Here is a 13,180-nt window from a genome sequence, read left to right as displayed (position 1 = left end):
TCAACGATGCGCGCAAGCATCTGATTTATAGCGAGAACGGAAGTTCGGTGGAGACGGTGATCGTCGACGGCGAGATCGTGGTGCGCGATGGCCTGCTGACGAAAATCGACGAGGAGGCGCTGCTTGATGAATTCCGTGCCCTGGTGCCGGAACTGCTCGCCAAGCACGCTGTCGATGAAGAGCGCAATCAGGTGTTCATTCCCTACCTCCAGGAAATGTACAAACGCTGCACTGCCGTTGATCTAGGGATCAGCCGCTATGGCAGCGATATGCCCGCATGGCCCTGATTGTCTAGCGGGAAGTAAAATGACTATCCACATCAAAGGCGCCAAGATTATCGCCATGGACGCTGCGCACGGCAGCGAGACTTTTGACGGCGATATCTTGATCGAGGGCCAGCGCATCATTGCGATGGGCGCGGCGTTGCCTGATGCGCAAGCCGATATCGTCATCGATGGGCATGACAAACTGGTGACTCCGGGTTTCGTCAACGCCCATACCCATACGCCTGAAGCGCTGTTCCGCGGACGCTATGAGAACCTGCCGCTCGAAATGTTGATGACGCTGGCTTATTTCCTCGTGGGCAACGGACAGTTGGAACCGCGCGCGCTTTATCTCCGCACCATGCTGATCGCCATGGACGCACTCAGGAACGGCGTCACCTTCCTGGCCGATGATATTCTCGAGTTTCCGCTGCAAACGATGGAAACTTTGGGCTGCATTTACCAGGCTTATGACGATGCCGGAATCCGCGCCAATGTATCGGGCCATGTCATCGATCGCCCGATCGTTGATACCATTCCCTTCCTTGGCGAGATCCTGCCGGCCGATCTGTTGCAACAGGTCAATGCCGGTACGCCGCCGACGGTGGCCGAATATGTCGCCTTCGCTGAGGAGGCATTTTCGCTCTATCACGGCCGGGCTGGCGGGCGCCTCCGATTCATGGTTGCACCCTCAGGGCCGCAGCGCTGCACCGTCGAGCTGATGGAAGCGGCGAACACCCTGGCGCAGACACATCGCACGGCCTTCCATACCCACATCCTGGAGACCAAAGTGCAGGCCGTGGCCGGGCAGGAGTTTTACGGCAAAACCCTGGTGCAATACATGCATGACCTCGGACTGCTGAACCGCGGCACCACGATTGCGCATGGCGTGTGGGTGACGGACGCGGATATTGCGCTCTTGGGGGAGGCCAAATGCTCGGTGGTGCATAACGGGCTCTCCAATATGAAGCTCAGCTCTGGCATCGCGCCGATTCGCAAGATGATCGATGCGGGCGTCAATATCGGTCTCGGCACCGATGGAATCTCAACCAGCGACACGCCGCGCATGTTTGATGCCATGCGCGCCGCCGGCCATCTGCACAACATCACGACACCGGATTACGATTCCTGGCTGACCGCGCATGAGGTTATGCATGCGGCGACGCTGGGCGGTGCCTATAGCGCACTGCTGGAGGACGATATTGGCTCGCTCGAGGTCGGCAAGAAGGCCGATCTGGTGATCATGGACCTGCGCAACGCGAATTTCGTGCCGCTCAACGATGCGCGCAAGCATCTGATTTATAGCGAGAACGGAAGTTCGGTGGAGACGGTGATCGTCGACGGTGAGATCGTGGTGCGCGATGGCCTGCTGACGAAAATCGACGAGGAAGCGCTGCTCGATGAATTCCGTGCCCTGGCGCCGGAACTGCTCGCCAAGCACGCTGCCGATGAAGAGCGCAATCAAGTGTTCATTCCCTACCTCCAGGAAATGTACAAACGCTGTGCCGCCGTCGATGTGGGGATCAACCGATATGGCAACGATATGCCGGCATGGCCATGAAAAGCAGTGTGAACAAAGGAGTTTGCGATGCGCGATAACATCCGAATTTGTGAACTGAACTGGATGGAATATGCCCGCCGCCTGCACGAGGAAGCGCCGGTGGTGATGCTGCCCGTGGGCTCGCTCGAACAGCATGGCCCGCATCTGCCGATGAATTGCGATTCCCTGATCCCGACGTCGATCTGCGAAGCCGTAGCGGCGCGGAATGGCGGCCTGGTCGCGCCGACCATAAATTATGGCTACAAATCGCAACCTAAGTCCGGCGGCGGAAATCACTTTCCCGGCACCACCAGCCTCGACGCCCAGACCTTGATTTTCCTGGTGCGCGACGTGATCAAGGAATTCGCCCGTCATGGCGTGCGCAAGATGGCGCTGATGGACGGTCATTACGAAAATAATATGTTCCTGGTGGAAGCGATAGATCTGGCGCTGCGCGAACTCCGCCGCGACGGCATCGATGATCTCAGAATCGCCAAGCTGCCCTATTGGGAATACGCCTCGCAGGCGACGCTCGATAAGGCCTTTCCAGATGGCTTCCCGGGCTGGCCGCTTGAGCATGCTGGGGTGATGGAAACCTCGATGATGCTGCATCTTCATCCTGAGCTGGTCAATATGGATGAAGTGCCGATGCACCCGCCAGCAGATTTCCCGTTGCACGATATGTATCCGTACGATCCGGCGACGGTGCCGGCGTCGGGCGCGCTATCCTCTGCCGCGGCCGCGACCGCGGAAAAAGGCAAAATGTTCATGGACGAATATATAGCAGGCGCAGCCGAGGCGTTGGATGAAGCCTTTGCCCAGCCCGAAAAAATCATCATTCTCGACGACCGCAGTTAGGGAGAGACAAATGGGCTATCTGATCAAGGGCGCGACCATTGTCGCCATGGACGGCGCACACAATGCGGAGCCGTTTTCCGGCGATATCCGCGTTGAGGGCGACCGCATAAAAGAGATCGGCGAAAATCTCTCCGACGCGGGCGGTGGCAAGATTATCGACGGTCGCGGCAAGCTGGTCATGCCGGGACTGACCAACGCCCATGTCCACTCCTGGGAGGCGATGTATAAGGGGCGCTACGACAATCTGCCGCTCGAACTGTGGATGCTGCTGTGTTATCCGATCCTCGGCGCCGTGCCGTTGCCGCCGCGCCTGATTTATCTGCGCACCATGATTGTCGGAATGGAATGCCTGAAGACCGGCGTCACCAATGTGCTCGACGATGTCATCGAAATGCCGACCCAGGATTTAGACCAACTCACGGCGGTCTTTCAGGCGTATGACGATCTCGGCATCCGCGCCAATGTTTCAGGCCATATCATCAACCGTCCGTTCAGCGAGACGATCCCTTTCACCGACGAGTTTTTGCCCGATGATTTGAAAGCGAAAGTCTCGGCGTCGCCACCGCCCTCGACGCAATCCTTTATCGACTTCGCCGAAGAAGCTGTATCGCGGTTCCACAACAAGAAGGGCCGGTTGCGCTATGTGATCGCGCCGTCAGGTCCGCAGCGTTGCACAGATGACATGCTCGTCGCCGCCTATGAGCTCGCCAACAAGCACGATATGGCCTATCACATCCATATTCTGGAATCGAAAATCCAGGCTGTTACCGGCCACGAGTTTTATGGCAAGACTCTGATCGGCCATATGAATGACCTCGGTGCGCTCGGGCCGCGCACCACAATCGCCCATTCGATCTGGGTGACGGATGAAGATATCCGCATGATAGCCGATGCCGACTCAACCGTGGTGCACAACGCCATCTCCAACCAGAAACTCGGCGCCGGCATCATGCCGTACCGCAAATTAATGGATGCTGGAATCACCGTCGGCCTCGGTTCGGATGGTATTTCGACCAACGATACGCCGCGCATCTTTGATGTGATGAAGGCGGCAGCACTCCTGCACAAAGTCTCCACGCCCGATTTTCAGCAAGGGCCATCGGCGACTGAGATATTGCGGGCTGGTACTATTAATGGTGCGCGCACCGCCTTGATTGACGGCGAGACCGGCTCGCTCGAGGTCGGCAAAAAAGCCGATCTCTTGATCCTTAACATGAAGACGCTCAACTTCACGCCACTCAATGATGTGCGCAATCACCTGGTTTATTGCGAGAATGGCACCTCCATTGAGAAGGTGATGGTGGACGGCGAAATTGTTGTTGAGGACAACCGTCTTAAGCGGGTGGACGAGGCGGCGCTTCTGGAAGAGTTGCGCGGCCATCTGCCCGAATTCCAGAAACAGCATGAGAAATTGGAAGCACTCAACAGCGCCTTCCGCCCGGCGTTCGTGAAGATTCACGAGCGCTGCTGCGGCCATGATCTCGGCATTAACCGATTTTCGCGCCCGCCCTCCGAGTGGCAATGAGCCGAATAGCGATTAGGAAAACAACATATGGATATCATCCTCAAGAACGCCAACGTGGCGCACCGTGACGAGCCTGTGCGCCGCGCCGATATCGCCATCAAAGGTGAGAAGATCGCCGCCGTCGAAGTCAATATCACCGCCGAGGCCGGGCAGGTGATCGATTGCAATGGGCGACTGGTGAGCGGCTCGCTGATCGACGCCCATGTGCATCTGGATGCGGTGCTGGCGGCCGGGCTAGAGCGCGACAATGAATCTGGCACCCTGCATGAAGGCATCGACATTTGGACCGACTACAAGCCCAAGCGTACGCTAGAAGGGATCAAGCAGCGGGCGCGCCGCGCCATCGATTGGGAGGTGGCGCAAGGCTCGGGGTTCATCCGTACCCATGCTGATGTCTGTGACGATGCCCAACTATCGACCCAGGCGCTGGTCGAGTTGCGCGATGAACTGCGCGACCGGGTTGATATTCAGATCGTTGCCTTTCCCCAAGTGGGCATCAAATCCTTTCCCGGCGGCGAGGCGCAGATGCGCGCTTCGCTCGACATGGGGGCCGATGTGGTGGGCGGTATTCCGCACAACGAAGTCACCCGCGAAGCTGGCGTGGCAAGTATGATGTTCGTTTTCGACGAGGCCGAGAAGCGCGGTCTGATGATCGACGTTCATTGCGACGAAATCGATGACAGCCATGCGCGTTTTCTTGAGACCATGGTGGAACAGACCTTCAAGCGCGGCATGGGCGCAGCCGTCACGGCGAGCCATTGCGTCGCCTTGCATTCCTACAACAACGCCTATGCCTACCGCATGATGGGCTGGGTCAAGCGCTCGGGGCTGAACGTAACCGCCAATCCGTTCGACAACATCATCCTGCAGGCGCGCGAGGACACCTATCCGAAGCGGCGCGGCATGACCCGGGTGAAGGAGTTGCTCGCCGCCGGAGTCAACGTCGGCATGGGCCATGATTCGATCATGGACCCGTGGTACCCACTCGGACGCGGCGATATGGTGGAGGCTGCTTCGCTCACCCTTCATGTCTGTCAGATGTCGGGGGTGAAGGAGATCGATACTTGTTTTGATATGATCACCTGGCGCAACGCGCAAACTCTCGGCCTTCAGAATTACGGCGTCGCTCCTGGCGCGCAAGCAGATCTGGTGGTGTTCGATGCCGCCAGCAAGGCTGATGTATTGCGCATCAACCCGGCCTGCACACATGTGTTCAAGCGCGGCCGTCTGGTCGCCGAAACCAAACCGGCGGAGAGTTCGGTGATGGGTGGCGCGGTGGATTTCACACGTGGCTCCTGAAGGCGCAGCCATAGATATCATCGTCAAGAACGCCAAGCCCTGGCGCGACGGCGAAACGCGCGATCTTTACATCGCGGGTGGTCGTTTCATCGCGCCACCGGAGGGCGGTGATAAGGCTGGTGCCGAGGTCTTCGATGCGGCGGGGCGGCTCTGCGTTGCTGGTTTCGTCGAGCCGCATATCCATCTCGATAAGGCGCTGATCAATGAAGATGTGCGCGCCAATGTTTCCGGCACCCTCGATGAAGCAATCGAGATTATCTGGGAGCGCAAGCGCGCCTATGTGGTCGAGGAAATCGCCGAACGTGCTGGGCGGGTGATCCGCTCGGCTCTTGCCAACGGCGTGACGCGCATCCGTAGCCATGTCGATATCGACAATATCGGTGGTCTTCGCCCGCTTGAAGGTGTGGCCGAAGCGCGCCGCCGGCACAGCGATGTGATGGACATTCAAATCGTCGCCTTTCCCCAGGAAGGCATTTTGAAGAATCGCGGCACCGAAGAGTTGATGTGGCAGGCAATGGAGGCGGGCGCCGATGTGGTGGGCGGCATGCCGTTCAACGAGAAGCATCCGCAGGACAGCGCGCGCCATATCAGCATCGCCTTCGAGATCGCCAAGAAATATGACGCCGATATCGATATGCATGTCGATGAGACCGATGATGTTGGCGCCCGCACGCTGGAAATGCTGGCTCAGCAAACCATCGAGCATGGCTGGCAAGGCCGGGTGACGGCGGGCCACACCTGCGCGCTCGCGGGCTATCCTGAGGATTACGCCACTGCCGTCATCGCGATGGTGCGCGAGGCGAAGATTCACATGATCACCAATCCGGCAACCAATCTGATGTTGCAGGGACGTCTTGACGCCCAACCGAAGCGGCGCGGTATCACCCGCGTGAAGGAATTGCTGGCCGAAGGAATCAACGTTTCGTTCGGCCAGGATTGCGTCAAGGACACGTTCTATCCGTTTGGCCGCGTCGATCCCCTCGAAGTCGGACTGATTGCCGCTCATGCCGCGCATATGAGCATGCCGCAGGAAATCGAGCAGGTTTTCGACATGCAGACCAACGCCGCCGCACGTGTTATGCGCCTTGGCGATTACGGTTTTGCGCCGGGCTGCGCTGCGGACCTGGTGATATTGGACGCGACCAACGCGGCTGAGGCATTAACCAAACAAGCGACGCGGAATGTCGTTGTCAAAAACGGCCGTGTGATCGTCGAAAACGAGACACGGCACGCGTGGCGATGGGCGCCGGCGGAATAAATCAAGGGAGCAGAAGAAAAATGGCAATCGATGTCGCCAAGATCGAAATTAAGAGTGTGTCCGATGCGAGCGGGCTGGAAGAGCTGATTATTTCGGGCCGCATGGCAGCCGACAATATCGTCGCCGTCATCGGCAAGACGGAGGGCAATGGCGGCGTCAATGATTTCACCCGCATCCTTTCGGACCAGGCCTATCGAGCGGTGTTGGTGAAGCACGGCACACGAAACGAAGTGGAGATCAAAAAAATCCCAATGGTTTGGTCGGGCGGCTGTGACGGTGTCATTACACCGCATGCCACAGTGTTCGCGCGCACCAGTGCCAGCGGCGCGAGTGGAAAATCGCGCCTCACCATGGGAACGGCGATGAGCGAGGTCATCTTGCCGGAGGATATCGGCCGGCTGGCGATGGTCAAAACTGTTGCCGCCGGTGTGCGTTTGGCGATGCAGGATGCTGGCATCAGCGACGTCAAAGACGTGCATTATGTGCAAACCAAGACGCCGCTCCTCACCATCGAGACCATTCAGCAAGCACATGGCCGCGGCCAAAGCGTGACCTGCGAGGTGCATGATTCGATGGGCGTGTCGAACGGCACCACCGGCCTCGGCATCGCCGTGGCGCTCGGCGAAGTCGAGATGCCGGCGGAGGAGGAAATTTGCCGCAATCTCGATCTTTATTCTTCCGTCGCGTCGTGTTCGTCGGGGGTCGAGCTAGACCGCGCGCAAATCGTCCTGTTCGGCAACCGCGACGGCGCCGGTGGACGCTACCGTATCGGCCACAGCGTGATGCGCGATGCCCTCGACATGGACGGCATCTATGAATCGATTCGTGATGCTGGTCTCGACCTGCCGGAGCGTGCGCGCTCGGAGGACCTGGGCGACCAATTGGTCAATTGCTTCATCAAATGCGAAGCCGACCCCAACGCAAGATTGCGCAACCGGCGCCAAATTATGCTCGATGATTCGGACGTGCACCACCATCGCCATTCGAAGGGCGCGGTGGGCGGCGTTGCGGCGGCGGCGATTGGCGATCCGGCGGTGTTCGTCTCAGTCGATGCCATGCATCAAGGACCGCCCGGCGGCGGCCCGTCCATTGCGATCGTCGATTTGGGCGAATAGTGCCGCCAGACCTGACACGCCAAAGCGCAGGTGAAATTGCCACGGCGTTGCGCGCGCGCGAGCTCGGCGCGGTGGAAGTGCTGGAGGCCCATCTCGAGGTAATCGAGCGCCTCAATCCACGCTTGAACGCTATCGTCACCCTGGCCGCCGACCAAGCGCGAAGCGCGGCACAGGAAGCGGAAAAACGCTTTGCCAAAGGTGGCGAAGACCTGCCGCCACTGCTTGGCCTGCCGGTGGTGATCAAGGATATCGTCGAGACGGCGGGGATGCGCACCACCTGGGCCTCGCCGGTCTATGCCGATCATGTGCCCGAAGAAGATGCCGAAGTTGTGGCGCGTCTGCGCACCGCCGGCGCGATCATCCTCGGCAAGAGCAACACGCCGGAATTCGCGGCCGGGGCCAATACCGACAATGAATTATTCGGCGCGACGGGAAATCCGTGGGACCCGAAGTTGAGCCCATCGGGTTCCTCCGGCGGCTCGGCATCGGCGGTCGCGAGCGGTATGGTGCCGATCGCCCAAGGCACGGATTTTGGCTGTTCGCTCCGTATGCCGGCGGCGTTTTGCGGCATTGTTGGCCTCCGCACAACGCCCGGTTTGGTGTCCAACTATCCGATCGAATTACCCTGGGACCCAGGGCAAGTGCTGGGGCCGATGGCGCGCACTGCCGAAGACGCGGCGATGATGCTGGATGCCATGGCCGGTTACAGCAACATGGTGCCGAATTCTGTCGCCGCGCCGTGGCCAAGCGCATTTGAGCCGGTGCGCGCGCGCGACAATGCTAAAGGACTGCGCCTGGCCTACGCGCCAGACATTGCGGCCATCGGTGTGGATGCGGAATTGGAGAGCATCTGCCGCGCCGCCGCGTTCAGGCTGGTTGACGACGGTGCGGTGGTTGAAGAAGTGGATTTTGATCTGTCGGATGCACGCGCCGCGTATCTCACACTGCGCGGCGAGTGGATGGTCGGCATGCAATATTCGCGTCTCGACAATCTTGATGACTTCGGCGTCAATTTGGCTGGCAATGTGCGCAGCGGCTTGAATATTTCGATGCGCGAATTAGCCGCCGCCGAAGCCATGCGCACCCAGGTCTGGCACCGCTATCGGAAATTATTCGAAGCCTATGATGCGCTGTTGATGCCGATGTCGCCAGTGCCGCAATTCCCGGTGATCAAAAATTTCCCCGAGGAGATCGGCGGGCGCAAATTAGAAAATTACATCGACTGGATCGCCGGCGCTTTCCTGGTGACCATTGCCGGAATCCCGGCGGGCTCAATCCCGGCCGGCCTTTCTCGCGCCGGCCTCCCGGTCGGCTTACAGATCGCCGGCCCGCGCTTCGCCGAGCCGCTGATTCTCGGCCTCGGCAAACTGGTGCAGCGCGCCAATCCGATCGGCTGGCCGACTTGGGCTGACAGTCACTGATTTTAGTTTTGTTTTTGAGAGGGCGGAGCCGGGATGTTCAGTAATATCGGGTTTATCGGTGTTGGCGTGATGGGCGAACCCATGTGCCGAAATCTGGCGTTGAAAGGCGACGACAAGGTCTTGGCATATGACCTCGACCCGGCGCCGCTCGCACGCCTGGCTGCCGATGGCGTGGCAGCGGCGGGTTCACCGGCCGAGTTATGTGGCGACGCCCATACCATCCTGTTGTCGCTCCCCGATGGCGAGAAGGTGCGCCAGGTTTGCCTTGGCGAGGAAGGCCTACTCGCTCATTTGAAGGCGGGCCAATGCGTGATCGATGCCGGCACCTCGCCGCCGCAGTTGGCGCGCGAGCTCCATCAGGCGTTCGGCGCCAAGGGCGTTGCTTTTGCCGATGCGCCGGTCGCGCGCACCCGCCAGGCGGCGCGCGACGGGACACTAAGCATCATGGTCGGCGGTGATGACGCGGTATTTTCCCGTATCCGCCCGATCCTCGACACCATGGCGAGCGACGTGACCCATTGTGGCGGGTCGGGCGCCGGCCAAACGGTAAAAATTCTCAACAATATGATGCTGTTCCAGAACTGCGCTGCAATTGCCGAGGCGCTCGCTATCGCGCGCCGCGCCGGATTGGATGAGGAATTGTTCCTGCAAACCGTCGGCAAAAGCTCGGGCGACAGTTTCGCGCTGCGCAATCACGCCATGAAGGCGATGTTGCCGCGCGATTATCCTGAGGGCGCATTTTCCGTCCGATATGCGCTTAAGGATCTAGCCTATGCGCTTGATCTGGCGGCAGAAGAAAATGTCGCGGCGAAGGGCGGTGAATTGGCGCGCGCGCGGCTTGAGCAGGCCGTGGCCGAAGGTCATGGCGATCGCTACCACCCGGTGGTGCGTGAGACAATCGATCCCTAAGTCGACCTCTATAACTCGCCGAGCAGACGCAGCACTTCATCCCGTTCATATCGCGGCAAGGCCCGGCCATCGGCGAAGCTGACGCCCGCGCCCGGCCCGGCATGGGCGATGGCCGCTGCGCTGTAGCCTTCTGCGATAAGGGTGCGGCACGCGGCTTCGGCGCCGTCGGCGGGAAACGCCGCGAGCAGAGCGCCGGAGGCGAGCGCACCCCACGGGTCAGCGCCCAACGCGCGGCACAGCGCTATCCCCGGCTCAAACCACAGCACCGCGTCCTCGTCCAATTGCAGCGCCAATCCGGCAGCTTCCGCCATTTCATGCAGTCCGGCCGAAAGGCCGCCCTCGGTCGGATCGTGCAACGCATGTGCACCCAACGACACGGCGCGGAGTGCTGGCTCAATGACGGAAATTCCTGGCTCATTCAAAGCGCCTAGCGCGGCCTGCCAAAGTTCCGCCGAAATCGCCTGTTCCGCGGTCGCGACCTCGTTCGCCAATACCGCCGCGGCCTCCACCGGGGCCGCGCCGATTTGCAATATCACATCGCCTGTCAGCATATCTGCGGTGCGTAGAAACACGCCATCTGGGGCATATCCGAGCATGTGCCCGCTCACCACGGTCTGACGCACACTCGCGGTTATTTCGATATGGCCGCCGACCAGCAGAATATCGTGCTGCTTCAGCATCGCCCGCATGCCGCTGAACAGGGCGCGTACATCGTCTTCGTCGACGCCCTCAGGTAACAGAATCGTGGACAGGAACCAGCGCGGGCGGACGCCGGTCACGGCGATATCGTTGGCATTTACCAGGACGGCGTGCGCGCCGACATCGGCGCCCGTCATCGTCACCGGGTCGCCGGCTACGACCAGCGCGCCACCTGCCAAGGCGATCACGCCGGCATCTTCGCCCACCCGCGGCGGCAGCAACAGTTCCGATAAGTCTGGCCCGTCGGTCGTGAGAAGGTCGCGCAGCAACGCGGCGGGCAGCTTGCCGCTAGCAAGGACGGTGCCGCTCATGCCGGTTTCCGAATATCACGGTGGCAGGCAAACATTTCCGATTGCGCTGCCGGCTGGCGCGAAACGATTTTCCATCCTCCGGCATCGAGCATGTTTATCATCGCGTCCTCGTCAAAATCGTTGAACCAGCCTTGTGCGCGGCGGGCCTTTATATCGTCACCGGCCGTAGCGAGCGGATAGCTCACAATCAAATTGGGCGCCGCGGCAGCGCATCGCTGCAACAGCGCCGGTACATCATGAATATACTGAAGCAATTCCAATGCGGCGATGACATCTACAGCATGTTCGGGAAATTGTCCTTGATTGAGGTCGAGAACCTCGCCCGCCGCGGCAAAACGGACGAGATCAACGGGCAGATATTTTCCGCCCGGCGGCAATGCCGCAGCCAGGCGCTGCGCTCCGGCACCCAAATCCATCACGCTGAAGCCTGCCGAAATATGCTGGGCGGCGAGGCGGGCGCGCTGATCGGCGCCGTCGACAACTTCCGCTGGGTCCGACCAGCGCGCGCCTTCGCTGCCGCCCACATCGGCCAAGGCCTCGGTTAGGCGGGCACGCGCGCTCGCATCGGTGCCGGCCCGTTGGGACGTGCCGCGCCGCAAAATTGTTCCGGCCGGGCGGTTGTAGGCCCGGTAGGGCTGGATTTGACTGCTCAAGCAAATCACATTACAGACGTTAAAGGCCGGCGCGAATGGCAGCAGCGCACCGCCCAATTCATGGCTCGGCAGTTGATGGAGCGTGAAGCCGAAATCGCGCAGCTCGTTGGCCATTTGCCGCGCCGCGCTTTTACCGGGCTCTTCGAAAAAGGCGCGGCCATTTTCCCACACCAGTGCCGCGACACGCCCACTGCGTAGCAGTTCCCGCGCGCCAGTAATTACCTGGGGCTCGAATCCCTCGACATCGATTTTTATCAGCACCCGGCGGTTTTGCAGTGCAGGGCGCTCAGCCAGCAGACCATCAAGCGTCACAATCGGCACGGATAAGCCACGCGTCACCTGCATCATGCCTTGCAATCCCCTGCCATAGAGACTGTGTCCCATGGTGGTGTTGCCGATTAGCGGGGCGGTGCCGGGCTTGTCGCCCGCCGCGGCGGCGATGGTTTCGATGGTCTCCGTTAGGCGGTTATGGGCCACCGCGCGCAGCAACTGGGTAACATTGGCCGGGTCGGCTTCGATGGCGAGGACGGATATGTCGGGCGCGTGCAGCGTCGCGGCGCCGAGGCTCATCACTCCCCAATGCGCGCCGACATCAATAAAGACGTCACCGGGCTGAAGATGGGCATCGAAAAAGGCGCGGGTCGGGTATTCGAAACCGCCGTGCCGGCTTTCGCGGTCGATCAAATGCTTGATCGCGATGTCATCGAGAAATTGTTTCGGAATCGGCAGCGTAAATCGCGCCTTGCCCGAAGCGTCACGAAAGATCGAGGGTAAAAGAAGCGCACCGTCTGGCGCCGTTTTTAGGCGGAGTTTTTTCTGAGCGTTGCCGGCCGGGTTCGGTTTGGCTGACGGTGGTGTGGCGGCGGGCGTCGTCGAAGTTCCTATTGCGAGCCGAGCCGGTTACGAGCGGCTATTTCGACGAGCTGCGTTTAAAATGTTTATCGTAGAATTCCATGGCCATGCGGATTATCCCGGCAATGATGATCATGGTAACGAAATAGATAAACACGACGCCGAACGCGCTCATATCGTCTTCGACCGGCAACAGCCCGGCCATGAAAACGGACGATACAACACAAATGGTAAACGCTAGAATCATAGTCCAGCCGCCGCGGGATCGCGCGTATGTTTTGATCTTTTCGACCCTGGTGTTCGGCGCGTTAAATTCGGTATCGGTCATACTGTCCTGCTTGCCTATTTGCGTCTCTAGTTACGGGCAATCCTAACCTAGGCGGCGCGTCTTGCCCACCAGGGGTTTTTACGACACCCGGGCCAAAAGATCAAAGCTGATTGTGTGGCCTCCGCCAGGCGCTAGAATGGCTGCGGAAT

The 13,180-nt window shown here is 60.0% G+C and carries 12 protein-coding genes; 9 read left to right on the top strand and 3 right to left on the bottom strand.

Going from position 1 to position 13,180, the window contains the following annotated elements; translation table 11 throughout:
• The 9 genes from O3A94_07940 to O3A94_07900 all read left to right on the top strand — a co-directional run.
• The coding region (locus O3A94_07940; protein ID MDA1356183.1) for an amidohydrolase at nt 1-287 on the top strand (287 nt) is incomplete at its 5' end.
• A gap of 19 nt (nt 288-306) precedes the next feature.
• The gene (locus O3A94_07935) at nt 307-1,824 is read left to right on the top strand and encodes an amidohydrolase (GenBank protein ID MDA1356182.1); all 1,518 of its coding nucleotides are present in this window, start codon (nt 307-309) and stop codon (nt 1,822-1,824) included.
• Between the two features lie 27 nt (nt 1,825-1,851).
• Complete coding sequence (locus O3A94_07930) at nt 1,852-2,661, top strand: creatininase (GenBank protein ID MDA1356181.1); 810 nt, start codon at nt 1,852-1,854, stop codon at nt 2,659-2,661.
• 10 nt (nt 2,662-2,671) lie between these two features.
• Nucleotides 2,672-4,186, top strand: coding sequence for an amidohydrolase (locus tag O3A94_07925; protein ID MDA1356180.1), 1,515 nt, complete (start codon nt 2,672-2,674; stop codon nt 4,184-4,186).
• A gap of 27 nt (nt 4,187-4,213) precedes the next feature.
• The gene (locus tag O3A94_07920) at nt 4,214-5,485 is read left to right on the top strand and encodes a cytosine deaminase (protein MDA1356179.1); all 1,272 of its coding nucleotides are present in this window, start codon (nt 4,214-4,216) and stop codon (nt 5,483-5,485) included.
• Entirely contained in the window at nt 5,475-6,743 is a 1,269-nt protein-coding gene (locus O3A94_07915) for an amidohydrolase family protein (GenBank protein MDA1356178.1), read from the top strand. Before O3A94_07920 ends, O3A94_07915 begins: the two co-directional genes overlap by 11 nt.
• 20 nt (nt 6,744-6,763) lie before the next feature.
• Nucleotides 6,764-7,858, top strand: a complete 1,095-nt coding sequence (locus O3A94_07910; GenBank protein MDA1356177.1) for a ring-opening amidohydrolase — start codon at nt 6,764-6,766, stop codon at nt 7,856-7,858.
• Complete coding sequence (locus O3A94_07905; protein ID MDA1356176.1) at nt 7,858-9,279, top strand: amidase; 1,422 nt, start codon at nt 7,858-7,860, stop codon at nt 9,277-9,279. Before O3A94_07910 ends, O3A94_07905 begins: the two co-directional genes overlap by 1 nt.
• A gap of 33 nt (nt 9,280-9,312) precedes the next feature.
• Nucleotides 9,313-10,188 (top strand): NAD(P)-dependent oxidoreductase, encoded by an 876-nt coding sequence (locus O3A94_07900; protein ID MDA1356175.1) that lies wholly within the window; start codon nt 9,313-9,315, stop codon nt 10,186-10,188.
• A gap of 8 nt (nt 10,189-10,196) precedes the next feature.
• Here O3A94_07900 and O3A94_07895 read toward each other — a convergent pair whose 3' ends face one another.
• The 3 genes from O3A94_07895 to O3A94_07885 all read right to left on the bottom strand — a co-directional run bounded on the left by O3A94_07895 (nt 10,197) and on the right by O3A94_07885 (nt 13,031).
• The gene (locus O3A94_07895) at nt 10,197-11,198 is read right to left on the bottom strand and encodes an AIR synthase related protein (GenBank protein MDA1356174.1); all 1,002 of its coding nucleotides are present in this window, start codon (nt 11,196-11,198) and stop codon (nt 10,197-10,199) included.
• Complete coding sequence (locus tag O3A94_07890) at nt 11,195-12,535, bottom strand: FkbM family methyltransferase (GenBank protein MDA1356173.1); 1,341 nt, start codon at nt 12,533-12,535, stop codon at nt 11,195-11,197. The genes O3A94_07895 and O3A94_07890 overlap by 4 nt, the downstream gene beginning before the upstream one ends.
• 226 nt (nt 12,536-12,761) lie before the next feature.
• Nucleotides 12,762-13,031 (bottom strand): hypothetical protein, encoded by a 270-nt coding sequence (locus O3A94_07885; GenBank protein ID MDA1356172.1) that lies wholly within the window; start codon nt 13,029-13,031, stop codon nt 12,762-12,764.
• Between the last annotated feature and the right edge of the window lie 149 nt (nt 13,032-13,180).

The organism is Pseudomonadota bacterium, assembly GCA_027624955.1.
In the GTDB taxonomy this organism is placed as follows: domain Bacteria; phylum Pseudomonadota; class Alphaproteobacteria; order UBA828; family UBA828; genus PTKB01.
The sequence above is the reverse complement of the archived record's forward strand: the minus strand, read 5'-3'. Positions and strand labels throughout refer to the sequence as shown.